Raw genomic sequence first — 26,122 nt, forward strand, 5'->3', positions numbered from 1 at the left:
GTTTGGGGATTAAGGAGTCAGATGACAGGATACAGGATCAGTTCCTCTGACTACCGAATTCTGATTACTTTTTCTTATTCCTCCTCCCGTTCTTCTACATCCTCATACATTGAATTAATTTCTGCCTCGTAATGTTCCTTCACCTTGGGTCGCTTAACCTTGTGCGTGGGCGTTAATTCACCAGATTCAATGGTGAAGGGCTCCTCTAACAAGACAAACTTTTTGACGGTCTCCCAGGGAGATAAATTCTTATTCACTTTATCCACTTCCTCCTGCACAAGCTTGAGCACCTTTGGATCTCTGCTCTGATTATCCTCCGAAATGGTGGCATTCAGCCTTTTTCTTATGTTCTCGTAGTTAGGAACAATCAATGCCGAACAAAACTTACGCTGATATCCAATTACAACTGCCTGGTCGATATACCCGCTTTCAATTAACCGATTCTCTATAATCTGGGGCGCAATATATTTACCGGTGGAGAGCTTGAATACCGATTTCTTACGATCGGTAATAAAGAGGTATCCATCTTCTAACTTTCCAACATCACCAGTTTTAAACCAACCATCCTCAGTAAAAACTTCATCGGTCTTTTCCTGATTTTGGTAATAGCCTTTCATAATATTTGGACCTTTGGCTAAAATCTCACCATCGTCTGCAATTTTAATTTCCACATTGGATAATGGCATCCCGGCACTGCCTACTCTCAGGTGCTCCTTGTCATGAACCGACAGTACCGGCGATGTTTCCGTCAGCCCATATCCCTGCAGGCAGATGATGCCCAGCGCATTCATGAAACGGAACAGTACCGGTGACAGAGCAGCTCCACCGCTTACAATTCCAAAAAGTTTGCCTCCAAAAAGCTCGCGAATTTTAGAGTACACCAATTTATCCGCAACTTTATGTTTTAGTGCTCCCAATCCGGTAGGCGGATGTTCAGGATCATAGTTTTCGGCAAGATTTATGGCCCAATAATAGAGCCTTTTCTTCAGACCGCTCATCTCCTGTCCCTTCACCTTGATCCCGGTATGCACTTTCTCGAGCAGTCGTGGGACGGTAGCGAAATGATAGGGCTTTATGGTTTCAAAATCTTCTCGTATCTGATCGACCTCTTCAATATAGTAAATAGGGTATCCCATGCGTAAATAGAGGTAGGTAATCAATCGTTCAAACACATGCGACAGCGGAAGGTAAGATAACATACGCTGCCCTTCTTCTACCTCTTCATCAAAAGGTACACGCTCTCGGGAAGCCACAAGGTTGGTGGCTATATTTTGATGAGACAGCATTACCCCCTTCGGAGCTCCTGTTGTGCCTGATGTATAAATAAGAGTCGCTAAATCTTCCGGCTTTACCTCAGACCTCAATTTTTCAAAAAGTTCCGGTTCTTCTTCGTGCTTAGCTGCTCCTTTGGCAAGAATATCTTCAAATACCTTCAACTTCTTGTGCTCAGATCCCAGGATACTGATCACCGCCTCTACCGTTTTAATGCTCTTAATTATCGGTTTGGTATCACGGAAAAGTTTATCTGTGGATACGATATGGGCCTTAGTCTGCGAATTTTGTAAAATATATTCGATCTGCTCACCCGGCTGGGTAGTGTAGATGGGAACGGTAACCGCACCCAGTGAAAGGATGGCCTGATCACATATTAACCATTCCGAACTATTTTCGGAATGCAGGCTAACCCTATCACCTTTCCGAATGCCCAACTCATAGAGTCCCAGGGCCAAGTTCCGAACTTTCATCAAGAACTCCTGCTTATTCATCTCAATCCACTTCCCATCCCTCTTGGTCCCAAAAAGTACGTCCTTGTCATGCTTTTTCAGGCCCTTGTCTACTTCAGAAATAATAGTTGTTGAATTGTTTATCATAACACTCCCTATTAAATCGCTAATGTTATTCTACATAATAATTTAGCCGTTTACAGATAAATTCAAAGTTGAATTTTATTTCTGTAACCGGCTTCCTATCATTCGATACACTTTTAATGGTAAAACAATATTTATGTATATCCAACCAGAACTCAAAGAACGTGTAGAACTCTTTTTAGATTCCGGGCAAAAACATATGGGGCATGCGCTGGGCATTACTTTTTCTTCCTTTAAGAAGGATGAAATAAAAGCTACTATGCCCGTAAATGAGAACACCATACAGCCCTTTGGCATTCTACACGGCGGGGCTTCGGTAGCCCTGGCCGAAACACTTGTCTCAATAGGCGCCTGGCTAAATCTTAAAGATCCTTCGCAAACAGCTGTAGGCGTCGAAATTAATGCCAACCACATCCGATCCGTTAAAAAAGGGAGTCGTGTTGAAGCCGTAGCTACTCCCATCCAACGCGGGCGTAAAATCCATGTTTGGGAAACAAAGATCTACAACACCAATGATAAGCTGGTGTGTGTGTCGCGGTGTACGCTGGCGATTGTGGACAAGTCGTGAGTAGTGAGTTATGAGTCTTGAGGTATGAGCAATGAGTCCTGAGTTATAAACAGGGAACTATGGGTGTTGAGTTTTGAGTAGCGAGGAACGAGATAATTTTTTTGTAAGGATTTGCTGACTAATTGGTCTTACTTATAGTATTAATTATAAAAAGACCGATTATCATGAATAAATTTAAAGATTTAGAAATCTGGAAACGTGCCGTAGCATTGGCAACTAAAATTTATGAAGAGACTTCAACCTTTCCTAAAACTGAGAAATATGGATTGGTTTCGCAACTTCGTCGATGCGTAGTTTCTATTGGATCTAATATTGCGGAAGGAGCAGGACGGAATACTAACAAAGATTTTAAGCGTTTTTTGAGTATTGCATATGCTTCTTCCTACGAATTAGAAACACAAATAATAATTGCATCAAACCTTGACTACATAAGTAGTTCTGTAAACAAAGAATTGTGTGAAGAGATTGATGAGCTCCAAAAAATGATTTATGTATTTTCAAACAAGCTTAAATTGAAATAATGGACTGCTCACTACTCAAAACTCAGGACTCATCACTCAAGATTCCGCATGCAGTTGCTGCATAAGCTTTCGTTTCGTGATAGGAAAAATAGTCTCCCTGAAAGGAAACTGCAGATCAATACTAAAAGCATAAGTAGCCGGATTTGGCATTTTTTTGTTTTCATTAATCAAATCCAGTTTGATGGCGTTTGGCGACAAATGAGCACGCCCTTTTTCCAATGCCTTTAAAAATGCCGTTTTCAGGGAGCGATAGGTATCATTGGAGCTCTCAAAGACGGATATTTCGTACTGAAACAGCAAAAGTTTTGATGTCTCATTATCAGGGACGAACAGGTATCCCTCATCGGTGTAATTGGGGATAATACCGACCTCTTCAATCTGTATCTCTTCATCCACGAACTCATAGATAGTCTGGCCTTCCTCAATCTTTGCTTTTAGGTACGGCAGGGCCCATGCTATCAGATCTTCTACTTTTGCCAAGTCTGAACCCGAGACAAAAACTACCTCGTGCTCAATAACCTGGTTAACAAAATCAATCTTTTTGATCCGTTTGGGAAACTTGTCTCTCAAATCTTGCAGACGATCAAGGATATCACTGAGCGTAGCATGAAGCTTAATAAGATGACTTAGGTGAGGGTATATCTTGTTCTTTTGAAAGTCCTCGGAAATAGTCTTCAGTCCTGCGAGAACCTTATACTGGGATACTTCGAAGTCGGATTGAACCTGGGTGAACAGATCAAGATTGAGTGGTAAATCGCTCATAGTTACCTCCAATGATTTGATTAACCGATATGTAGCGACATCTTTCTATCAATAGCTTACTTATTAACGAAATCAGGAGCAAGTTTTATTGTGCCTCTCTGGTACAGCACTCCAAAATACCAGAATCAAGGCTACCTATTCATGTTCACGGAACTGCACACTTTTCCACTTTAGGAACCGATCTGTCACCTTACGTCGCTGGTACTTTCCGGTTGAAGTCACCGGTATTTGATCCCCAATCACAACTACTTTGGGCGATTTCGGAAACGGTAAATGCGCACGACAATAGTCTAAAATAGCGTCTTTACCTTCCATTCCTTCCTCAAGTTGAATGTATGCTCCCACTTCTTCCCCATACCAATCATTTTCAAAGCCTACGGCGATGCCCGCCTTGACACCCGGGGCTTTGTTGATAACCTCATCAATTTCGAGGGGCGATAAATTTACCCCTCCTCTAATGATTAGCTCCTTCAGCCGTCCCGTAATAAAAAAGTATGGTCGTCCCTTTTCATCATTTACATAAAATCCCTCATCCCCGCTGCGAAACCAGCCGTTCTTGAAGGCATGCTCGTTGGCTTCTTTGTTGTTATAGTATCCCCGCATCACATTCACGCCCCGAACAACAATTTCTCCACGCTCTTCTTCCCCCAAAGCATTACCCTCTGAGTCATGGATGGCCATCTCATTAGCAGCAACTGGAATACCTATACTCGGATAGCCATAATGGCTGTGCCAAAAATCACGTCTTTCTCCCGTAATACCAACAGGAACAAAACAGGAATAACAGGTGGTTTCCGAGAGCCCATAACCGTGAACAATCGGTATATCAAAGCGTTCTTCGAAGATTTGGGCGACTTCCACGGTCAGTGGCCCCGCCCCACAGATGACGTGCCGCAACGGGACTGTCTTGGGGGCATCCTGTTCCTTATAAAAGTTATTCAAATACTGAAGCAGGGTAGGAACCATGCTGACTATATGAACCTGATGTTCTCTGATCAGCGGAAAAAACTGACTAACCTTAAATTGACGGTTCAACACTACAGATCCCCCTGCCCAGAATGGTGTCAGGAGCGTTACTACCGTTCCGTTCACGTGATGAATCGGCAATACACACATCATACGAGTTTGCTTGTCGATGTTATGCCATCGGGCAATAGCTCGCGCATCCTCCAAGAGGTTACGTTGGGTTAATACGACCCCTTTGGGCTTCCCGGTCGTGCCGGATGTATAAACAATGAGGGCATCTGACTCTGAAAGGGATTCTTCCTCAAGTTGAAGTGTACCTCCGGTTTTGGTAAAGTTCGAAACCTCACCCTCGCAAACAATCCATTCGATGTGTTTAAGCTGGTCATATTGTTCCAGGATACCGCGAAATCGATCTCTATACTCGGTGCGGACGAACGCCAGTTCGATTTGACCGTTTTCCAGGATATAGGCAATGCGTTCATCATCTTCCTCCAGGTTTACCGGAACAACCACCAATCCCAGCATCCAGGCTGCAAAATACTGAACAACGGTATGCCAGTGGTTGTGGGCAATCGTGGCTATACGGTCGCCGCGGCTCAGCCCATGATGTTGTAAAAAGCGGGCACACCCGAGAACATGTTGATAAAATTCAACATAGCTTTTTTTAGTTTCTTTCCCCTCACCATCGATATAGCTTATATAATTCTTTGAATCTTCCGATCGGGCTTTTAGTAGTTCTTTTACATCTTGGAATGACAAAGAAGGTAATGAAGTTTCCAGATTCCGAGCGTGACTAATTTTATCCTGAAGCTCTTGAAAGTCCATATACTGATGGTAATATTTATTATCCGATGTATTTCTATGTTAGTTTATGCCAATCGAAAAGGCAAGTGAACTAAAAAAGATGGGTCTCTTGTTTTACTTCTAAAGAATATAAAACCTGCCCGATGAAATATATTCTAACCATGATAACAGCTCTCATTGGTGGATGTATGATAAGCCTGCTCTTTTCTGTAATTCCTTTGTCTGAATTGACAGATAATACTGTTTTGGCTCAGCAGTCCGAAACAATCAGTGACACGGTGCGTTGGGAGCGTCCTCGGTTTTCTGAGCGTAAAAACGAACGGCATCAATTGGTAGAAAGGGGTATTCAAAATAAAGGAGTAACTGATCCAACGGTATTGGAAGCCATGCGGCAGGTACCCCGGCACTTGTTTGTCCCCAAACAATACCAATCTTATGCCTATCAGAATCGACCGTTGCCTATAGGCTATAACCAGACCATTTCTCAGCCGTATATCGTAGCGTATATGACGCAAATGCTAAACCTGGAAGCAGGCGAAAAAGTGCTGGAGATTGGAACCGGAAGTGGATATCAAGCTGCGGTATTATCTGAGCTAACCTCCAACGTATTCACTATTGAAATTGTAGAACCATTGGGCCAACAAGCCAAATCTCGTTTCGACTCGCTTGGGTATTCCACCATTAAAACCAAGATCGGCGACGGCTACAAGGGCTGGTCCAAGCACGCTCCTTTTGATGCGATCATCCTAACAGCCGCACCCGAAGAGATCCCACAGCCGCTTATTGAGCAGCTTGCGCCCGGCGGCGTGCTGGTGGCACCGGTCGGCAGAGCCGGTAAGGTACAAATGCTTACCAAAGTGACCAAAGATCAGAATGGGAAAGTGGAAATACAGAAAAAATTACCTGTTCGCTTTGTTCCCATGATGGGTGGCCCCGATGAAAACGGATCAGAAGTTGACGAATAGTTGTTAACCGGATATTCCTCTCGACTGCCCGCAAATCTTAAATTTGTGATAACCTTAATAATACCTTCCAATATACAATGCAATGATTACCAAGACAGAATATCCTTTATATTTTGCTGTTATATATTCGGGGCTTGATAAAACAATCACAGGGTTCTGTCATTGACATGGCATATCCAAAGAGTGTTGTGCTCCGACCCCTAACCTGGCAATCTCATCAGGGTTCCTCAGAAGCCTTTTCCATCCGCTTGAAGAGTTCCCAAACGTCCCTTCCAATTCTGTATCCAGACCAAAAGTGAGTATGCTCCATGGACGTTCGGCTCAGCCGGACTCTAGGCTGCCTAGGAACTTAGTTCGGCCACTGTTTGACGGTACTCATCTGGATCTTGCATCTCGAAATATGCACGACCAATGGCAAAAACTGGTCGCGCCGGCAGTCGAAGCGCTCCAATAGACGGATTTTCCTTACTTCGCGTGGGCTGTCCCAAATCTTCATTATTCAACCGAGCAGTTGCAGATCCCACTGGAAACATTCGAATGGGCATTACCTTGGCAAAATGACCATTCGGGGCATTGCCAGACAATGTCACATCCCCGAGATCGAATAATAGGTCAGCTATATGCTCGAAGGCCTTTAACATTAGGGGCCTGCGCCAGAAGCGCTCCGGAATTCCTTGACTGACGGCATTCACCAATTTTACGAGTGGAGTCGTTGTCATTGAGACGCACCATTCAAGCCTCGGGGCATCAACTTCTATAGAGAGTGTCATTGGACCCGTCCAGTTTAGTGATATATTTGCATGAATGTTATGTGCCGCGGCAGCGCTGTAGTAGCGGGGGCAGGCGATATCCAGCCGCGGAGTATCAGCAAAAATGGACCATACCCCCTCCGGTGAACAGTGCCAAATTGTGCTGTAGGGAGCGAAATCGTTCTCCGGAAAGACCCGCAATGCCAATACGTGCCCTGTATCAAAGGGCAAAGCGAAAACGCCGTAACCGCGTACATACTCAAATCCGGACAGTGGCGAAGGGGCAATACGCGGCTTAATCGTTTGTACTTCCCCGGCTAAATCCAGGGAGGCTTCTGTCTTGTTATCTATTTTCAGAGTTGACCAATCGTGATTGATGTGACTTTCAGCCTCTCGAAATTTTTCATCAAGTGCCATTTTTTTCGGTCTTTCCATAATTATAATTCTACGTCTTCATTCTTATTAACATCTATACGGTTGATTCTTCTAAACTAAAGCTGGCTTCGGTCCACCATCAATACTTACTACAATATTCTTCTTGTCGCCTGTCAGCGTAACCTTTTTTAATTTGCCTGTAAAGGTGTAGGCATCCTTGCCGCCGTCAACGACGCCTCGTGCGGTGGTCCAGTCATTGAATATTTTATCGCTGGCCTGGACTGATCCCTGACGGACATTTTTCCGTATCCACCCGGATCCTTCGATAATCTCAACGACATATTCGGTGCGCATGGCCTCTGTGCCGTCAATAACGAGTGCTCGGCTGGGGTTATCCCGGTCTTCAACACTCAGATACGAGACGCCCATCACCTCTCGGTCAAGTCTATTTGTATCTTTTGTATATACTTTGCACTCTTCAGGTTTACCCTCACCCGGGCGGTGCCTGCAGACAAGGACTTTCATCCGGGGTGGTACTTTAATGGAGGTAATCCGGTCGTTGCCAACCGTCCAGAAATCATCGGCTTCATAGACGCCCGGCGTAAAGGTTTGCGAGGTTCCCTTAAAGTTAGATTTTGTATAGGCCGTGATGCCGTGCATCCGCTTATAAGCTGCAAGGGCAATGCGAAGGGCCAGCCTTTGTATATCAACTTTCCATTCACCATTTTGCATTGTGTCAAGCTTGTCCCCTATTTCTTCAATTTTATCAGGCGGAACGGGGAACCCCAAAACTTCGATCGAATCAGTAATAAATTCCGCGATCTGACTCCAACCTCCTGCTTCGATATTAATTTCTCTTTTCTTAAGTTCGCCGTTTTCAAAGACAAACTTATAGAACAGGTGGTCGTCATTCATTACAAGTACACTATGATCAATCTGTCCCTCGATGGTAACTTTAGATCCCTCTCTACGCAATATATTGGCCGGCTTAACATTCCAGTGATGGCCATAAACCTTCAATCGCTGAATTTCCGGCCCGTCTATAGCTGCATGGAGAGCTTTATTTATATTCTGTTTCATTGGTTCTTCCTCTTTTGGAATTATGGTAAGGGGGATAAGTAATTGTGTTATTCTGTTGTCATTTAATAAACCTGGCAGCATTACAGCGGCGTTCAGGGTTTGGCCCCAAATGGAACGCTGCCGGACTATGTTCTCTTTTTCTGCTCATGGCGTATGAACACATACTCACTTACTGAGCATGTTTACACGATACATTGGGATGCCAGAATGAAAACATACCTTCCGGATTATCTTTCCAAATCCACATATGAAGACCATAGAGTCCATGATCTTCATTTCTGTGAAATTCCCGGCCAAAAAGCGACGGTGGATTATCATTGCCCTCATCCCACTGATCGATTGGAACTACCGGCTCTCCACCAACTAATTGAAGACCACCGTTTGGCTGTGGTTCATAGAAGAGTACCTCCGGTTTCCTGAGGTCGATGGTCAGATCGAGACGATCAAAATTTACGTACACTACCCCAATCGCTCCTGATCCTTCGGGATTCTCCGTACAGGGTAGAATCTGTTCAAATCCATCCTCAATGGCTGTATCTACATCATGATACCTGGCCGTCGCCCGCCGGATCTTCGCCAGACCTCTGTGCTTTTCCGCCTTACCCATGGAGGCAAAAGAATCATTGGCGTCGTTATTATTGATAGCATTTAATCCTGAATAATCGGTGGTAGGCTGGATAACTTCTACCCTTTTTTGTTCTTCATTCTTACTATCGCTACCAGTTACATCACAACCTGTGATGATCATGGATATCGCTATAAACAGCAGGCACATGCCCGTTAGGATATAGTGGTGATATCGATCAAAAAAGGATCTTATTTCTGAATGCTGTGTTCGTCGTTTCATGGTACTATTGCTTTGAAAGGTTAGATTTGATGAATGTTTGGTGTTTTTTAGCTGTAGGTTGGGATTTATTTTATTCATTCGTCAAAAGGTTGAGAAAGGAGTTCAGTGTTTTGCTCTTTGCTATCAACAGTGGACTTCTGTCCGGCTCGAGGAATAAACATCGGTACCTCCTTGCGGTATTTTCGGTATCTATCACCAAACGCCTGAATTAGATCTCGCTCTTCTAACTGCAGAGCAACAAGGATGTAACCAGTGGTAGCTATGGAGAATACCAAGTGGCCTACTGTCATCTCAGGAATGGCCCAAAAGGCAAAAAAGAAGCCCAGCATCATGGGGTGACGCATATGGCTGTACAGATTCGGTGTCTGGAATTTTGGCTCCCATAGATCGCGATCTTTCATGAAATCGCGGACCTGGGTCAATCCGAAAAGATGGGCATGACTGATCAAAAAAGTAGTATAGACCACCAGGCCCCAGCCAAGACCAAACAATCCCCAAAGTATCCACCGACCAATCTCGTTTTCTACGCTCCATATTGGTGCCGGGAGGGGCTGCCATTGCCAATACAGCAAGAAAAGCACCCCGCTTGCCAACAGTACATAGGTGCTTCGCTCAATCGGCTCGGGAACGATCTTCGTCCACCATTTTTTGAAGCCCGGCCGCGCCATCCCGCTGTGTTGAACAGCAAACAGGCTTAGCAGCCCCGCATTGATGAGCAACGCTGGTAGAAAGGCCCCCGGCTCTCCTGAATTAATGGTTTTGGGAACCCAAAAATCACCTACAAAGGCAATGGCATAGCCAAAAGCTCCTAAAAACATTCCATAGCTTACAACTCCATAGATAAATGCTAATATTCTACCCATTTTATCTCCTCTTTTAGTTCTAAATTTATTCGACTACCGATTGCCAGTAATCCCTGTCTTTCATGTAGAACAATAGCGAAACAAGGAGATCTTGTCATGAGGCGCAGGTCTCAAATTTATTTTTAATTTGGCTACATAAGTAACCTTTTGTAGGACTCTTGTCCCTATCCATAGTTCTGGCCCAACTGTCATTCTCCACCTGCAAAATTTGATCCTCCGAACTTTTGAGTAGTTATACCCACTTCCGCAGGTGTATCATAAGTAGCAACACTTTTAAATTAGCTTTAAAAGGATGATGAAATAACATCTCCTCCAACCTAAAACCATCTTATGTTATGAAAGGGATAACAGGACACAAGGGATACCTTCACGGGCTCATCGGGTTATTACTATTCATTCCGCTATTCTTCTCAGCTTGCGAAGATCAGCGTATTCAAACGGTAACCCGAACCGAATATGAACCGGTATATATGACCGAACAGGAGTTCCAAAATGCCGTTCAGCTGGAGGAACCTCGTCAATTGGAAAAACCGGGCAAAATTTATCTATACAATGGCTATCTTTTCGTCAATGAGATAAACAAAGGCGTACATATTATCGACAACCGGGACCCCTCTTCTCCGTCAAAAATCGGCTTTGTCAACATCCCCGCTAACAAAGATATAGCGGTAAAGGGAGATCGACTATATGCCGATTCCCACAGCGATCTCGTAGTGTTCGATATATCGGATATGCAAAATGCCGAACTAATAGTACGTAAAGAAGGAGTATTTGAATTTTCGGCCAGCAAGCATCCGGGCTATCCCTACCAGCCCGCCGACCCCGAGAAAGGCATTGTTGTGGACTGGAAAAAAGTAGAAGTAGAAGAAACCTGCCAAGGCGATTGCTATAATGGGCACCGAGGTATTTTCTTTGACAGCCAGACCGGAGCTCTTAGTGAAGCCGGATCACCATCTTCGGGTGGTATCGGAGGCTCTATGGCCCGATTCGCCATCACCGGAGATTACCTCTATGCTGTTGATGACCAAAGCCTCTTCGCTTTCGATATAAGCTCTTCCGATCCCACTAAAGTCAGCAAAAATGATATCGGATGGTCGATCGAAACCATCTTTCCGTATGAACAGAATCTTTTTATCGGCTCTGCAAGCGCCATGTATATCTACGACATATCGAGTCCCGGTTTTCCGGAACAGCTTTCTATATTTCCACATTTTACCGCCTGCGATCCGGTTGTTGCAGAGGGAGATTTTGCCTATGTCACTCTTCGCAACAGTGAACGTTGTCCACAGGGTGTCAATCGACTGGAGGTGATCGACATTCAAGATTTGGTCAGTCCCCAAAAAGTGAACACTTATCAAATGCTGAATCCGCACGGACTGGGGATAGACAATGGTGATCTTTTTGTAGGCGAAGGAGATAAAGGGCTGCGTATTTTAGATGCTACCGATCCTGCTAATATCAAACAGATTCGCCATATTTCTGATATTAAAGCTATGGATGTCATCCCTTTTGACCATGTACTGATGGTTACCGGCAAGGACGGTATTGTGCAATATGATTACAGCGACATCAATAATCTGGAACTGTTAAGTACTATTCCCGTGGTTAAAGAGTAATGAATACAGGATACGGTGGTCAGCATTCAGAATTTTGCAATTTTCTTCTGAATGTTGGCTCCTGAATTCTGATTTCCCAAACTATTATGGATCGTAATTTTTTATCACAAATATTATTCCTCTGCCTGATTTTTGCTGTTATCAGTATCTCCTCAAACGCACAATCCAAGTACAAACTTAATATCGGTCTTGATATTCTGCCAGATGATGATACCGTTTCAGAGCGACTCAAAGTGACAAACAACTATCAGTTTAGCCCGCAACTTTCCGCTGGATTGGGCACAGGCTTCACCTACTATGATGATCCGTTGAGCCTGATCCCAATCTTCATAGACCTGAGGTATAAACTTCTGCAAAATGATCTTGCTCCTTTTGTATTTCTGGATACAGGCTATACGATCAGTGTGCTCACCGATACCGATACACGAACTGACAGCCACCGTGGTGGATGGATGCTGAATCCGGGTTTGGGTGTACAATTCAGCCCTAAAAATGGTCCCGGCTGGTACCTGAGTATAGGATACAGCACTGACCATTCGCAATTTGAGAGAGAAGAAGGAAGCAGTCGGACCATAAAAAATGAGGTTACGTATAAACGACTGATGGCCGGATTCGGATTATTCTTCCGCCTTTAACAACCACTTAAATTCATGGTTCTATACCAACTCCGGCCTCCCGGGCCAGCACGATAGCTTTGGCACGTGAATTCACCTGCAGCTTGCTGAATATTCGGGTGTTGTGGTTTCGTACCGTCTTTGGGCTGATGAAAAGCTGATCAGCTATTTCATCATTTTTGAACCCCTTGGCGATCAGATTGAGCACTTCTCGCTCGCGGGGTGTTAACTCCGGGAAGATCTCTCTTGGCCTCCTCCTTTCCGGCTGCTCATTTGTGGATCCGATAAAACTGCGCACTTCTGTCAAAAACCGTTCCCAGGCTGGTTCTTTCTCAAGCAGAATATGATTCTTGCTGCCCAGGGTAATCAGGCGGGCTTCGGGAATCAACGTTGCTAAAATACGACTTTCTTCAAATGGAATACCTGCATCCTGCTTCGCATGCAGAATAAGGGTCGGAATTGAAATATCTTTTGCCAAATCCGAAACATCGATGTGGTAAAAGGCTCGCTCCATCGTTGCCGCACTTTCAGGCGAAGCAGAAATGCGGGCTAATTCGTTCAGCCAGTCCTTTTGTTCTTTGGTACCCCCCGGTATAAGAAGAGTGGTAAATAGCTGCCTGAAAGCAGGATTTTCCTGTCCCCATCCCGTGCGTATGACATTGATGAGCGTTTCTGCCTCCATTTTCTGCTCCGGCGATAGTCCCCGGTTGAACCTGCCACGGGCGTATCCCCCGTAAAGAATGAGATGACTAACCTTTTCAGGGTGCTTGGCGGCATATGCTATAGAAACTGCGGCCCCTTGAGAGATCCCCAAGAGCGGAAATTTATCAATATTCAAGGCATCAACCACGGCCTCAAGATCATGAACCCAGGCATCAATTGAATAATGATGGACATCCCTGTCTGATAAACCGCTGCCCCGGGCATCGTATCGAACAAAGGTATGATCCCTGGAAAATTCTTTTAGCCAGTGTTTCCAAACGGGACTTCTGCCATCATGTTCAAGGTGGGTCAGGTAGTTGGCCGCTTTAACCAGCGGAGGCCCTTCTCCGGAAGTAGCATAAGCTATACCTATGCCATCAGAAGCTGTACAAAAACGAATGTTCTGTTCCATAAATAGTTATAATTATTATTCTTTGCCCACGCCCGCCTCCCGGGCCAGCACAATGGCTTTGGCACGTGAATCGACCTGTAGTTTGTCAAAGATTCGGGTGTTATGGTTACGCACGGTCTTAGGACTGATGTACAGCTGATCGGCAATTTCCTCATTTTTGAGTCCCTTGGCAATCAAATCAAGCACTTCGCATTCCCTGGGTGTCAGTTCAGGGAAAATTTCCTGTGCATCCTCCGCTTCTGCTTCCTCTCCACCTGAGCCGATAAAGCTCCGCACTTCAGCCAAGAACCGATCCCAGGCCGGATCATCTTCCAGCAGAATATGATTTTCACTTTCCAGGGGAACAAATCGAGCATCAGGAATCAATGAAGCCAATCTTCGGCCTGATTCAAACGGCACAACCTTATCGCCTGTAACATGGAAGATAAGCGTAGGTACCTCTACCTCCTTAGCCAACTGTTCAACGTCGATCCGGTGAAATTCTTCCCAGAGGCAAGCGGCCATTGCCGGAGAGGTAGTTTTACGTTGAAGTTCAGCCAACCAATGGCGTTCCTTCTCAGATGCATCAGGCATGAGCAGGTCTGCAAAAACCCGGCGAAATATTGCCGTGTCACCTCGCCCCCATCCTACCTCAATCATTTTTGTCAATGCTTTGGTCTCTAACTTTTTTCGCAAAGAATTTCTATTTACAAGATTTCCCTGACTATAACTGTCAAATAGAATTAAGTGACTGACTTTATCAGGATGGCAGACTGTATAAGTAAGAGCTATAGCCCCTCCCTGGCAAAATCCCAGTAAAGGAAAGCGATCAATATCAATATCTTCAATAATAGTTTCCAGATCCTGGCGCCAAACTTCGAGCGATTGTTCCTCTACTGAGCGATCCGACAGGCCGGATCCACGAAGATCAAAACGGATAAGCGTGTGATCTCTGGAAAATTCCCGGAACCAGTGCGACCAAATGGGGCCCTGCCAGTCCAAATCCAGATGCGTCAGCCAGTTAGCCACGCGTACCAATGGGGGGCCGTTTCCCGAGGTAGCATAAGCCAGCTTTACCCCATCAGAGGTTGTACAAAAACGGATATCCTGTTCCATATTCCTCCCTGTAAAATTGGTGGACATTCCAAGTTATAGAATGCTTCTATCTATGTCCAATTTGGAAAGAAATATGGGAGAACTTTGCCAAACTTGGCTGTCATCCTGAATCTAGTTCAGGATCTTGGTTTAAATGCCCAAAACAGGATATGAAATCCTGACACAAAGCCTCTCCTGCCTGCCGTCGGGTTTCGGAATGAACAAAGCCTGCCCCGACCACTGTCGGGGATGTGATGGCTTTAGAGAATCCTCTATGGATTACTTTCAGAATTCTGAGCTTTCCACTCAAAATCTTTGGTACGGGGATATTGTTTCATGATCTCCAACATTTTATTGGATACTGTGCCCAGTTTACGCCTCTCCAGATCGAGCCAAGCGCCGTCCACCGTTAGCTCAGCGACCGGCGTATCACCATTTTTAGTCATACGGTGGAAAAAACTCCAGCGCGATCCGTTTTCGTACATCCAGCGCAATTCACAAAAAATTTTGACCTTCTCCATTGCATTAACCTCCCGAAGGTATTTGATCTCTTCTCTGAACAGGATCGGGCCCAAACCGATTTTGGCAATCTCATCTATCGGCAAGCCATAATCACTGAATAACGCCACCCGAGTCTGAGCGGCATAATCCAGATACACCGAATGCCGCAGGTGCCGGTTAGGGTCCATATCGGACCAGCGCACTTCGTATGTCTTGCTGTATTGTTCCATGAATTATAGTATAAAAAAGACGTGCCAAGTTTTAAAAAACTTTATAAGTCTAAGGTGTTGTATCTACATCATCCGGGAATCATTAAGTTCCACATCTGCATATTTCCAGGCTTCCTCAAATTTTTGTCTTATCTTTGCCGCTTCTTCGGTTTTATTTTGGGCGTCCAGACTTTTCCAAAGTCCATATAACGACCAGCCGTTATCCGGAAATTTAGCCAGGTCTTCCCGGTAGACCAGCTCCGCTTCGGAAGGACTGTCGGCCTTTAACAGTATTGAACCCAAATTATGGCGGACTGGGAAAAACCAGTCAGGGGGCTCGTTATAACTTAACTCTCCTTCAATCTCAACCGCTTCCCTTAATATGGTAACAGCCCTCTCAAAACGACCCTCTTGGGCCATAATCTCTCCCTCCAACACCCGACTGGCAATTTGCATAAGCTCCTTCGTAGTGTTGATATCCCAAATTGTAACCTCTTGGAGGGTATCGTCAGCGGCGATTGTTTTCAATTTCTCCAACTCCGCATTCGCTTCTTCAAGGTTCCCTTTGCCTACCTGTGCCATCCCTCGGGCATAATGCCATACCCCACGCGGATATATCAAATCCTTGGCCGGTTCTTCATAGTTCATGATAGCATCCCAGCGGGCAAATCGCACATGATCATATAAGGGTATAACCCAGTAGTGCTGCAAGGTACCCAGGCCAGGCTCACGCATCATTTCTGTGTCCACCAGATCTGAGGTACTCTTCGCCGCCTGTATGCTCCGCTCCCCGCGTCCTTCCATCGTAGCGGTAGCCCATAAAAAATGATAGTTGTGAGGCACGTAGGCCAGCGGGTAGATCCCCTGCTGACGGCATTGCGTCACGTATTCATTGTCTGCTTCCACCGCTCTTTCGTTGGCCAGTGTTCCTTCGTGGTAATCCCCGGTACGAATAAAGATATGAGACGGCATGTGGACCAAATGCCCCGCGCCGGGCACCAGCTTTCGAAGCCGGTTGGCACTTGGCAACGCTTTACTCGGCTGCTCGGCCTCTACTGCATGAATATAGAGATGGTTAGCACCTGCATGATCAGGATCTTGTTCAAGCACCGACTCCAAGGTGCGCAATATTTTAGGCGTCCAGGGTTGCGGATTCCCATTCTTTTTCCAATAATTCCAAGGATGCAGGTCCATCATCGCCTCGGCATACAGCGTTTGGGCATCCAAATCCTTGGGATATTTTTCGGCCAGCTTGCCCATGGCCTCAGCATAAGCCGAATCAAGCGGGCTGCGATCTTCGGGCGGTTCTTGCAGATACCGGTGCGACAAAGCCTCAATGTAATCTTGTTCTTTGGCCGTTCCGTTGGATTTCAGCTGTTGGGCTTTTTGTAAAGCTTCCCAGGCCAATGGGATATGATCCTCGACCATAACTGAATTAATGTTCGGTCCCAACACCAGTGCTACGCCCCACCATGCCATCGGGGTTTTTGGGTCAAGCTCAGCTACCTGATGGAAGGTACGGTTCGCCTCGTCATGATTGAATCCGTAAGAAAGCATGATGCCCTGGTTGAAAAAATCCTGAGCCAGAGTATCATCCGTAGAAATCTCAAAATGATGATTTCCCATGCCTTCCAGCAATGGAGCCAACTGTCCTTCAAAAAGATGAGAATCCTCCTCCTTTGGACTCGTACAGGCAGTCAATAATCCTGCCAATATGAATGTCGTTATGGTCTTTAGCAGACAGCTACCCCATTTATAAGCTTTTGTGTTTAAATGTTTCATCATTCCCTTTTCTATTTTTTATTCATGCATAGTTAAGAACTATTTTGCCCTGTAATCCCTACTGACTATCATCTCTTTTCTTGCTATCCCGGACCTTCATAAATGAAGAATTACGGGATGTATCGCTTGCAAATTACAGAATTATTGCTTGATATCCTCTTTATACGGTAATCATTTTGGTTAGGAATTGTTTACTTTTTCATGACGTAGTAATCATTCTGGATATCGTGCTCGAGCTGGTAAATTTGGATATCCTCGAAGCCTGCCTTCTGCAATAATTCTTGCGCCTTTTCTCTGCCCCACATTGCACCGAGTCCATCCCCTCCCTGGGCCAGTGATACCGACATACAGTGCATGCAGGAGACCGTGTAAAGTGCGGGGCCAAGCGGATGGTTCATATTTTTATGCACATGCCCGGTAGAATGGATATCCTGCATCAGGTAGGTGCCGCCCGGCTTCAGGGTTCGATTGATTCCTCTTAGTACCGCCAAGGGGTTGGCCTGATCGTGAATGGCATCGAAAGTGGTCACGAAATCATACTTATTGGGCTCCGCCGTTTGATCAAAATCACTGGCGTCACAAATCTCGAACTCCACATTTTCCAGACCTTTTTCCCGAGCCTTACTCTTAGCCCAACCAATAGCCTCTTCCGACAAATCCAAACCTTTGAATGTACTCTTTGGGAACAGCCCGGCCATCTTCAGCATTGCTCGTCCTCGGCCGCATCCCACATCAAGAACGGATATTCCATTTTGAAGCTTTTCGGTAAGCCCGGGAACCAAGGGAAGGATATGATCTTCAAGCGCATCCAAAACGGTCATCCCGCTGTCTTCGGCCATTACTTCGTGGAAACGATCATATTTCTCGTACGGTACACCTCCACCTTTATAAAAACATTCAACGATATCATCTTCCACACTCCCGAGTACTGCGATGTATTGGGCTATGACAGCCAGATTGTCAAGCTCTGTATCTCGTGTAAGAAATTGGCCATACTCTTCAGGTAGACGGTAGCAATCGGATTCATCCACTTCCACAACGCCACCGGTAGCCATGGCTCCCAGCCACTCGCGCACGTACCGCTCATTTAGTCCTGCTTTCTCTGCCAGTTCCTTGCTGTTGGTCCAACTCATCTCAGACATAGTATCAAATAAACCCGTGCGATGACCAATTGAAACCATCAGCATCAAAGCACCGCCATTGATTGCAGTTACAAACCATTCATCAAATCCCGTTTCTGTACTTGCCGTTTGAGGCATCGTGATTGCTGTATTACACATAGTATTATTCCCTATTTGTTATTTTCTATTTACAAACCAACCAGTCGGTATGTTATAGAATTCTTGTTTCCTTGTCAAGAAAAATTCAAATAAACTCTCTAATAAGTCCCTATACTCATTTTGCTTAATTGCCAGTGTTCACTATCTTAAAAGGCCCCATTTATACAAACCAATTAGTATGTTATAGTTAGTCGTTATGAACAGAGATCCGGAAAGTACGCGTACTAAAATCATGAATGCTGCTGAGTCGACCATTCTCGACAGAGGGTTTGGCGGAACAACCGTGAATGCTGTCATCGAGCAGGCAGATGTCAGTAAAGGGGCCTTTTTCCATCACTTCTCCAGTAAGGCCGAACTCGGACGACAGCTGGTACAGCGGTATGCCGATAAAGATACCCAGCACCTCGAACAAACGCTTGTTAAGGCGGAAGGTCTCAGTGATGATCCTTTGCAGCAACTGCTTATTTTCGTCAAACTTTTTGAGCAAGAAATAGAATCATTGGAGGAACCATTCCCGGGCTGTCTCTTTGCCTCATACCTTCAACAATCGGAGCTTTTTGATGATAACATTTTAGATATCATTCGAGAATCCATGCTGTTGTGGCGCACCAGAGTTCTTGAGAAACTAAAAACAATTGAAAAGCGCTATTCTCACCACAACGACGTAGACCTTGAGAGCCTTGCAGACATGCTGATGGTGATATTTGAAGGTTCTTTTGTGTTGTCTCAGTCCCTGAACGAAAACAAAATTATTGCCCAACAACTTGCTCACTATCATAACTATCTAAAATTACTGTTTGAAGAAAAACCGTAGTTTTTCCCACCTAACCGATCTGAGGTTTCAACTAGTTGAAAATCCCGACTACTCATTCAAGAGTAATCGGGACATTATCCATATATCTATTTCAGTAGTTGTTTACTTCCTTAAATAAACGGGTCAACATTACCATCCCACCGACTAGAAGAAGCAACACCAGTATTCCTGATGCAGATATGGATGATTTATTAGCCAACCATTGCTGCTGCTGATTTCTTTTTTCCAACTTTGCAATTCGTGTTTTGAGCTGATTAACATGTGCTAACTTTGTTTGGAAATTCTCAATTTTAGTTTGCTGCTCTTGCAAACCTTTAAGCAACACAGCCGTAAATTTAGTATAAGATATACCTAGATAGTCCCCTTCGCCCCTATTGACCAGTTCTGGAAACTGCTCTTGTACCTCCTGTGCCAAGAGTCCTATTTGAACATCTTCGGAATGGTTTAACCTATCTTTAAAGCGATAACGCACCGGATTAATATGCTCTAACTTCTCAAGGACATTGGCTTCCAGCGGCTTAATATTACTCTTTAAACGTCGGTCTGAATTTTCTGTAACCGATCCAGCAATAGTCATATCCCCACTATAGTCCAATACAAGTGCATCGGGACCCCCAGACCCATTACCGGCTACAAACAAGGTGTTATCTGCAGATGTGTTAGCTTGGTTGAATGTTCCTATTGAAAGTGAATGCTTAGTAGCGGCCGTCGTATGATCACCCAGCGCTACTGAACGAGTACCTGTAGCCGTCGTTTTAAAGCCCATGGCTACCGATTGTCCTCCATTTGCCTTTGTAAGATGCCCCATCGATATCGCTTCGGGAGCAGTCGCCTCTGCCATACGACCTGTAGCAATTGAATAATCTGCAGTTGCATGAGTATGTCCACCCAAAGCGACCGAACGTATTCCGGTTGCTTCTGTTTTGAAGCCCATCGCCACAGACTGGCCACCTTTGGCCGTAGTAATGTGTCCTAATGACACCGCCTCAGGTCCAATGGCTGATGCCCGAAGACCGGAGGCAATGGAATGGTCACCTCCAGCCGTGGATCTATCTCCCATCGCGGTCGCAATTTCACCCACGGCTCTCGTTTCAAAGCCCATCGAGGTAGCATATTTCCCAATGGCATCAGTACGTCTTCCCAGTGCTATGGATCCTTCACCCAAGGCTTCCGGTCCTGAACCTAAAGCTGCTGACAGATCACCCTGTGCTTTTGCTGCACCCAGTGCCACAGCATTCTGGCCGATAGCTTGAGAGACGACCCCAATTGCAACTGCATTTTCTCCGGTAGCTGTTGGGAAAGCACCCAATGCCACAGAAGTAGCTCCTTGACCATCCAGGTTCCCTAACTTCCCTGCATTGAGCCCTCCACCCTCGTTGAGCACAAATACCGTATCTCCATCAGCATTAACAAATACCTTTAGGGGTGTGGTTTGTGCATCACTATCCTCTGGGAAGATGAGTAAACTTGCGCTAAGGAACATAAGTACACTAATAAACAATGGAATAGCCGAAACATAAGAATTTGAGTAAGTACTCGCCTCAGTTGATATATATTGTTTTAACTTTTTCATAACGTTTTCCTCTTTTTGATGAATTGTGATTATCAGTCATTCTATTTTTGGTTCGTGTTTTAGTGAAAATACTTTTTGTGACTCACCGGAGCAGCCTCCCACAAATCTGGGTATTTTAAAACCAATCCATGCCAAAATGGTTTGCGGTAACTACTCCTCTTGCTTAAATCCTTTTGTGATGACAAACTCTCCTGGGATATCATAGCTCTGCCCATTTCGGTACTGAGTAATCGAATCCAAATACTCCTGGCAAACCTCCTCTTTCGTTTGCTCATCAAATTTTTGATAAGCCAGGGCCACGGCTCCACCCAAAAAGGCAGCCGTACAGGCTTGCTTGTCATCCCGGAAGTGTAACTTGTATGAAAAACGATGATCTTCAATATGCTTAAAACCTACTTTTTCAAAGCTTTGGTGCAGCACCTCTCCAGTTCCTAACTGAAAGAACAGTGGGCAAACCTCAGACTCCACGCGCTGATCGGTAATGGGAAATATTTCAGCCCATCCGCATTCCTTGCGCGCTCCCCACACCAGCGCCGCTGCACGTCCACCCGGCTTTAGCACTCTGAACATCTCACTCAACGCCTTTTCTGGATTGGGATAATACATCAGTCCCAGTGAACAGATAACGACATCGAATGAGTTATCGGCTTGCTCAAGCATTTCAGCATCCATATGCTTAAAATGGACATTTCCAATACCTTTATACTCTGCTCTTGATCGTGCCTTTTCGATCATGCCTTCCGAAAGATCGATACCGGTAACCGAACCGCCCGGATGAACAATCTCTGCCAACGGAATCGTTACCAAACCTGTACCGCAGGAGATATCCAACACACTTTCTCCTGGCTGTGGATCGGCTTCCGCCAAGAGGCTTTCCTGGGCCGGCCACAGTTGATCTTGCCAGCCGGTCTCATAATGAGGGGCAGCTCGATCCCATCCATAGCGCTGTATACGTCGTTGAAGATCAGGCTTCATAACAATTAATAATGTTTAATTTTGACTGTATAATTAGTGGTTCTCATGGTTTTATAATCTTAAAGTGCTGAAAATACACCATAAACGAGGATCCCTGCACTGATAAGGACAAGCGGGGTTCCGGCCGACGAAACTTTGTATCCAAGTGACCTTTCTCCGAAGGCATCATCTACACTTTGAAGCCAGTTAAGTATGAGTCCAAGATCAAATAAGATCACGCCACCGACAAAAAGTGAGGCGATAACCGTCTCGAGCCATGGAACAAGCGTTGAAAAGTCAAATGCAATTGTTAAAGCCAAAAGCATGCCACCTTGAATGAGTGCTGCAAGGTGTGCAGCCATCAGATACCGCGGTGCTCTTGAGGCTTTCTCCCGTGCTGAGGCTATCGGGATTCCAAGTAAAAAGCCGTAGGTTAGAATAAGCATACCTCCTATGATGAGTATTTGAGTCGAATTATCCATCGTACCTCCTTTCGATCAGATTCAGGGTAATATTACAGAAGCTGTCTTCCATATTATCAGCCGTAGTATATCTTAGTTATCTTCTGGCTGCATAACTTCGAGCGTCAGGTCGTACAGTGGCTCATTAACCTGGTTCATCTTTTTTCCAACTTCCGATGCAAACCCTCCCGACGGCCGGCGTAATTGTTGAGCGATGAATTCAGGATCAGGTTTGGCTTCGGGCGTAGACTCAGATGACTGTTTATTATTCCGTTTCATGATGTTTTAACTCTTGTTGATGTAATTTCTACTTTCCGTTCAACCGGAATCGGTCGTCTAAAATCATCCAGTACCGGGCTGCGGGCATCTGCCTTGTTGATCAGCTCCCGAACGGTTTCTTCCGGAGCTGAACTTTCTATCATCACTCGGTACCGCAAGGCTTTAAATCCGGGCGGATCGTCAGAAAGACCAAACTGCCCCCGGGCATCGAACTCCGATTCCACCTGTACTTCAATATTATCGATGGGAACTTCCATCACTGCGGCTTGTTGTGCATAACCAATCGCCAGGCAGCTACCCAGTGCAGATCGTTCGAAAATTCCCGGCCCCGGGCCGGCATCATTACCACCTTCGATCTTTCCAACATCACAGACCAGGGTTTTTGACCCACTCTCGATTTCACAGGTCGTGCCATCACGAACCCGTACTTTGGTTAATGCCGTACTTTGACCTACCGATGGACGCAATTCAATGGCCTTTCTATTGCGTTCAAAAGCTTCTTTTATAGTTTGTGGATCTGCCATAATATGTTCGCTTAGTTTTTTAATGCTGCAATAAAATGAGCTGACACTGTAAATTTCACCGATCCATCAGGTGCTATAAAATCCTTCAGTTCCATTTCTGACTGGCTAACTATTTGATTGATCTTCTTTTGCTCCAGCGTAATACCTGCCAGTGGGAACCATCCCTTTACATCGGCAAGAACCATCGTTATGAGATCCGGAAACCGTGCCTCTGCCTCATGGGTTATAATTCCAGATGATGTAATTCCACAGGCTGCACACAGTGCTTCCAGTTCTTCCACATCACCAAAAGAGAAAGGAAATTGAAGTGCTTTTGCTATTGCCTCTCCCGCAACTTTGGCATACACTTTAATGATTCTCTCATAGCCGCTGATATGATCAAGGGAATCAAAAGCGGTAACAACCAGCGGCCCTCCCGGTTTTAATACCCGATACATCTCTTTCAGTGCTTGTTCTCGGTTTTCAAAAAACATCAGGCCAAACTGGCAAACCACGGCATCAAAAGTGTGGTCCTGCCAGGGAAGATCTTCAGCAATACCCTTATGCCATTCTATATTTGGACTCAGGCTCTCTGCTACCCTCAACATACCGAGATTTATATCCAGACCAGCAACCTGTCCTTCAGTACTCAGTTTATTGGCCGCAGCCCTCGCCAAAACGCCGGTTCCACAGGCTACATCTAACAAACGATCGGTGGCATTTAACTGAACTTCATGAAGAACAAGGCTTGTCCACGGTTCAAATAGCGCCGGAACAAGCAACTTCTGATACCAAGAAGCGGTGCTCTCCATCTGTTGTGTGCTTAGATCAGTCATGTTAGCATTTTATTGATTTATCATAGTTTTAAAATTATCAGACTGCTTAGAACTCAATACGGTTTCGGGGTTATTTCATTTTTATTTACCGGCCTCTGATACAGGCATAGCATCAATAGGGTCTTCGAATGCGATGAAAAGAATACAGGGTTCATCTGACAGACAGGAAGCTTCATGCGGACGCTCAGCAGGTCCGTAAGCATAGTTACCGGTTTTGATCACTTCTGAATCTTGCCCGTCATATTTCACCTGCATTTCTCCTGATACTAACACCATACGCTCGGGGGAATGATGCCAGTGGCGAGCTACGGTTGTATTACCCTTCATCTTAAAAAATATGTCCGTATTGGGTTGTTTAGGATTGCCCTGTAGCACAGCAATACGACAACTTTCAGGCATAAATGCAGGACAAGCCCCCCATTCCAGTGCTTCGTCATCCATACTCCAGACCATTGCTTTTTGCTCTGCCATACTGTTTTGGCCTTGAGCGGTAGTAACCGAGCAAACGAAAAAAAGAATAATTATAGCTCCTGTTATGCGTATCAATTGAAGTTTAATAGATATCATAATGTTTTTATGTCTTGAGTTAAGTGTATATTTCTCTGCTTGATCTGCACTTAAAATTATTAATTATCATGGCTGCGACGGAGTTGGACTCCGGAGCTATCCTCCGGGAGTACAACTCCCTCAGAGCTTCGCTTTTAGTTGTTTGGCTTAATATTCTGATTTACCCGGAATAGGTTATCCGGATCATATTCGGATTTTATTTTCTGTAACCGTTCATAGTTATCACCATAGGTTGCATGAATGCGATCCTCACCCTCCTCCATCATAAAATTGATGTAGGCCGCGCCTGCGCTATGTGGATGAATAGCCTCCCAGTAGTCTCGGGACCAATCGGTAATTTTTTCATTATCAGCAGGGTCATCCGTTACCCCTGCAATAACCATTGACCAGTTTGCATCGCGATAACTCCAGGCGGTTTCGTCAGTCGCTGTCTCATGCACCGCTCCATTGATTGGATACAGGTGCATGGTGGAATGCGAGGTCGGTACTTCGGCAAACCTGAGGTGCTCACTGATCGCTTCGTCGGTGAGTTCACGAACAAAATCCCCCTTCCAGTACCACTGCAGTCCGGGTGGGTAGAGTCCGTCAAACATGGATTGTAGTGCTGGATAGGGCATGGCACCAATATGCTCGAATAATGGTTTTTCAATATTTCTGGCAGTTTCAAGATAGGGCTTGGCATCTTCTTCGGATGAAGTAAAACACCACATCAACCCACATACTTTACGTCCATGAATTTCAGGTGGAAAGGGATCTCCGGGTACTTCAGCCGTTAAGAAAAAAGCATATACGTCTTTGGGCAACTCCGGCAGCCAATCCCTATACCAGCGCATCATCTTTTCAGTCTGATCGATGGGCCAGAACATCGGTCCGGCAACGACATTATTGACAGGATGCAGCTTATATTTAAAGGAAGTGACCACTCCAAAATTGCCGCCGCCGCCACGCAGCGCCCAGAACAAATCAGAGTGATGTTCTTCATTAGCTGTAACAAAGCTTCCGTCGGCCAAGACGACGTCGGCTTCAATGAGATTATCTACGGTTAGGCCATATTTTCTTGTGAGATAACCATGTCCGCCGCCCAGCGTTAAGCCAGCGATACCCGTGGTTGAAATGATGCCGCTGACGGTTGCCATTCCAAATTGGTTGGTGGCATGATCCACATCGCCCCAGGTGCAGCCTGCTTCTGCCCGAACGGTTTGCTCCTCTGTGTTTACACGGATACCATTCATTTCCGAGAGATCAATCACCAAACCGTCATTGGCTAACGCTAAACCAGGACCGTTATGGCCGCCGCCGCGAATAGCTGTCATTAAATTATGTTCGCGTGCAAAATCCACGCAGGTAATCACATCCGCCACATTGCTGCAATAAACAATAAGGGCGGGCTGCTTATCGATCATCCCGTTATAGATTGTTCGTGCTTCGTTATAATTCTCATCCTGCGATGTTACAACTTTCCCTCTAATTTGATTTTTAAAGGTCTCGAACTCTTCTCCATCAAGTACTTGTTTCTCCCCATTCATTAATGCTGTTTTTACTGTTTTCATCTCTTTGTCTATTTATTTTATTATGGT

The 26,122-nt window shown here is 45.2% G+C and carries 26 protein-coding genes; 6 read left to right on the forward strand and 20 right to left on the reverse strand.

Features of this window, described 5'->3' with window-relative positions:
• Positions 1-74: 74 nt before the first annotated feature.
• A complete protein-coding gene (locus tag J6I44_RS04520) occupies positions 75-1,871 on the reverse strand; it encodes an AMP-dependent synthetase/ligase (RefSeq protein WP_265764802.1) in 1,797 nt (598 codons plus the stop codon).
• 133 nt (positions 1,872-2,004) lie between these two features.
• On the opposite strand from J6I44_RS04520, the gene J6I44_RS04525 reads away from it, so the two are divergent.
• Both J6I44_RS04525 and J6I44_RS04530 read left to right on the forward strand, forming a co-directional pair.
• Positions 2,005-2,436, forward strand: a complete 432-nt coding sequence (locus tag J6I44_RS04525) for a PaaI family thioesterase (RefSeq protein WP_265764803.1) — start codon at positions 2,005-2,007, stop codon at positions 2,434-2,436.
• A gap of 164 nt (positions 2,437-2,600) precedes the next feature.
• Positions 2,601-2,957 carry a four helix bundle protein gene (locus J6I44_RS04530; protein WP_265764804.1) on the forward strand — a complete coding sequence of 119 codons (357 nt, stop codon included), beginning with the start codon at positions 2,601-2,603 and terminating at the stop codon, positions 2,955-2,957.
• Between the two features lie 36 nt (positions 2,958-2,993).
• On the opposite strand, the gene J6I44_RS04535 is transcribed toward J6I44_RS04530, so the two are convergent.
• Both J6I44_RS04535 and J6I44_RS04540 read right to left on the reverse strand, forming a co-directional pair.
• Complete coding sequence (locus J6I44_RS04535; protein ID WP_265764805.1) at positions 2,994-3,719, reverse strand: hypothetical protein; 726 nt, start codon at positions 3,717-3,719, stop codon at positions 2,994-2,996.
• Between the two features lie 135 nt (positions 3,720-3,854).
• The gene (locus J6I44_RS04540; RefSeq protein ID WP_265764806.1) at positions 3,855-5,510 is read right to left on the reverse strand and encodes a class I adenylate-forming enzyme family protein; all 1,656 of its coding nucleotides are present in this window, start codon (positions 5,508-5,510) and stop codon (positions 3,855-3,857) included.
• A 122-nt stretch (positions 5,511-5,632) separates the two neighbouring features.
• On the opposite strand from J6I44_RS04540, the gene J6I44_RS04545 reads away from it, so the two are divergent.
• Positions 5,633-6,454 (forward strand): protein-L-isoaspartate(D-aspartate) O-methyltransferase, encoded by an 822-nt coding sequence (locus tag J6I44_RS04545; RefSeq protein ID WP_265764807.1) that lies wholly within the window; start codon positions 5,633-5,635, stop codon positions 6,452-6,454.
• Positions 6,455-6,795: 341 nt separating this feature from the next.
• On the opposite strand, the gene J6I44_RS04550 is transcribed toward J6I44_RS04545, so the two are convergent.
• From J6I44_RS04550 to mddA, 4 genes are all read right to left on the reverse strand, one after another.
• A complete protein-coding gene (locus J6I44_RS04550) occupies positions 6,796-7,638 on the reverse strand; it encodes a hypothetical protein (RefSeq protein WP_265764808.1) in 843 nt (280 codons plus the stop codon).
• A 51-nt stretch (positions 7,639-7,689) separates the two neighbouring features.
• Entirely contained in the window at positions 7,690-8,658 is a 969-nt protein-coding gene (locus tag J6I44_RS04555) for a hypothetical protein (RefSeq protein ID WP_265764809.1), read from the reverse strand.
• Between the two features lie 169 nt (positions 8,659-8,827).
• On the reverse strand, positions 8,828-9,505 hold the full coding sequence (locus J6I44_RS04560) for a hypothetical protein (RefSeq protein ID WP_265764810.1): 678 nt from the start codon (positions 9,503-9,505) through the stop codon (positions 8,828-8,830).
• 74 nt (positions 9,506-9,579) lie between these two features.
• On the reverse strand, positions 9,580-10,368 hold the full coding sequence (gene mddA / locus J6I44_RS04565; RefSeq protein ID WP_265764811.1) for a methanethiol S-methyltransferase: 789 nt from the start codon (positions 10,366-10,368) through the stop codon (positions 9,580-9,582).
• A 335-nt stretch (positions 10,369-10,703) separates the two neighbouring features.
• Between mddA and J6I44_RS04570 the strand changes: the two genes are divergently transcribed.
• Both J6I44_RS04570 and J6I44_RS04575 read left to right on the forward strand, forming a co-directional pair.
• Entirely contained in the window at positions 10,704-11,984 is a 1,281-nt protein-coding gene (locus tag J6I44_RS04570) for an LVIVD repeat-containing protein (RefSeq protein ID WP_265764812.1), read from the forward strand.
• 86 nt (positions 11,985-12,070) lie between these two features.
• Positions 12,071-12,619 (forward strand): hypothetical protein, encoded by a 549-nt coding sequence (locus J6I44_RS04575; RefSeq protein ID WP_265764813.1) that lies wholly within the window; start codon positions 12,071-12,073, stop codon positions 12,617-12,619.
• Positions 12,620-12,632: 13 nt separating this feature from the next.
• Here J6I44_RS04575 and J6I44_RS04585 read toward each other — a convergent pair whose 3' ends face one another.
• The 5 genes from J6I44_RS04585 to J6I44_RS04610 all read right to left on the reverse strand — a co-directional run bounded on the left by J6I44_RS04585 (position 12,633) and on the right by J6I44_RS04610 (position 18,558).
• Positions 12,633-13,712 (reverse strand): alpha/beta fold hydrolase, encoded by a 1,080-nt coding sequence (locus J6I44_RS04585; RefSeq protein WP_286670463.1) that lies wholly within the window; start codon positions 13,710-13,712, stop codon positions 12,633-12,635.
• 15 nt (positions 13,713-13,727) lie between these two features.
• Positions 13,728-14,807, reverse strand: a complete 1,080-nt coding sequence (locus J6I44_RS04595; protein WP_286670464.1) for an alpha/beta fold hydrolase — start codon at positions 14,805-14,807, stop codon at positions 13,728-13,730.
• Between the two features lie 251 nt (positions 14,808-15,058).
• Complete coding sequence (locus J6I44_RS04600) at positions 15,059-15,517, reverse strand: acyl-CoA thioesterase (RefSeq protein WP_265764814.1); 459 nt, start codon at positions 15,515-15,517, stop codon at positions 15,059-15,061.
• A gap of 63 nt (positions 15,518-15,580) precedes the next feature.
• Positions 15,581-17,281 carry a tetratricopeptide repeat protein gene (locus tag J6I44_RS04605; RefSeq protein ID WP_265764815.1) on the reverse strand — a complete coding sequence of 567 codons (1,701 nt, stop codon included), beginning with the start codon at positions 17,279-17,281 and terminating at the stop codon, positions 15,581-15,583.
• 188 nt (positions 17,282-17,469) lie between these two features.
• The gene (locus J6I44_RS04610; RefSeq protein ID WP_265764816.1) at positions 17,470-18,558 is read right to left on the reverse strand and encodes a class I SAM-dependent methyltransferase; all 1,089 of its coding nucleotides are present in this window, start codon (positions 18,556-18,558) and stop codon (positions 17,470-17,472) included.
• Positions 18,559-18,754: 196 nt separating this feature from the next.
• Here J6I44_RS04610 and J6I44_RS04615 point away from each other — a divergent pair, with 196 nt between their 5' ends.
• Complete coding sequence (locus tag J6I44_RS04615) at positions 18,755-19,372, forward strand: TetR/AcrR family transcriptional regulator (RefSeq protein WP_265764817.1); 618 nt, start codon at positions 18,755-18,757, stop codon at positions 19,370-19,372.
• Between the two features lie 91 nt (positions 19,373-19,463).
• Here the strand turns inward: J6I44_RS04615 and J6I44_RS04620 are convergent, their stop codons facing one another.
• The 8 genes from J6I44_RS04620 to J6I44_RS04655 all read right to left on the reverse strand — a co-directional run bounded on the left by J6I44_RS04620 (position 19,464) and on the right by J6I44_RS04655 (position 26,095).
• Entirely contained in the window at positions 19,464-20,945 is a 1,482-nt protein-coding gene (locus J6I44_RS04620; RefSeq protein WP_265764818.1) for a tail fiber domain-containing protein, read from the reverse strand.
• A gap of 150 nt (positions 20,946-21,095) precedes the next feature.
• Positions 21,096-21,920: a class I SAM-dependent methyltransferase gene (locus J6I44_RS04625; protein ID WP_265764819.1), complete on the reverse strand. Its 825-nt coding sequence runs from the start codon at positions 21,918-21,920 to the stop codon at positions 21,096-21,098.
• A 59-nt stretch (positions 21,921-21,979) separates the two neighbouring features.
• The gene (locus J6I44_RS04630; RefSeq protein ID WP_265764820.1) at positions 21,980-22,381 is read right to left on the reverse strand and encodes a hypothetical protein; all 402 of its coding nucleotides are present in this window, start codon (positions 22,379-22,381) and stop codon (positions 21,980-21,982) included.
• A gap of 72 nt (positions 22,382-22,453) precedes the next feature.
• Complete coding sequence (locus J6I44_RS04635; RefSeq protein WP_265764821.1) at positions 22,454-22,639, reverse strand: hypothetical protein; 186 nt, start codon at positions 22,637-22,639, stop codon at positions 22,454-22,456.
• Positions 22,636-23,163, reverse strand: coding sequence for an OsmC family protein (locus tag J6I44_RS04640; RefSeq protein ID WP_265764822.1), 528 nt, complete (start codon positions 23,161-23,163; stop codon positions 22,636-22,638). Before J6I44_RS04640 ends, J6I44_RS04635 begins: the two co-directional genes overlap by 4 nt.
• Before the next feature lie 11 nt (positions 23,164-23,174).
• A complete protein-coding gene (locus J6I44_RS04645) occupies positions 23,175-23,978 on the reverse strand; it encodes a methyltransferase domain-containing protein (RefSeq protein ID WP_265764823.1) in 804 nt (267 codons plus the stop codon).
• Between the two features lie 81 nt (positions 23,979-24,059).
• Positions 24,060-24,524, reverse strand: coding sequence for a cupin domain-containing protein (locus tag J6I44_RS04650; protein WP_434084223.1), 465 nt, complete (start codon positions 24,522-24,524; stop codon positions 24,060-24,062).
• A gap of 155 nt (positions 24,525-24,679) precedes the next feature.
• The gene (locus J6I44_RS04655; RefSeq protein ID WP_265764825.1) at positions 24,680-26,095 is read right to left on the reverse strand and encodes an FAD-binding oxidoreductase; all 1,416 of its coding nucleotides are present in this window, start codon (positions 26,093-26,095) and stop codon (positions 24,680-24,682) included.
• Between the last annotated feature and the right edge of the window lie 27 nt (positions 26,096-26,122).

The organism is Fodinibius salsisoli, from assembly GCF_026229185.1.
Taxonomy (GTDB): Bacteria; Bacteroidota; Rhodothermia; order Balneolales; family Balneolaceae; genus Fodinibius; species Fodinibius salsisoli.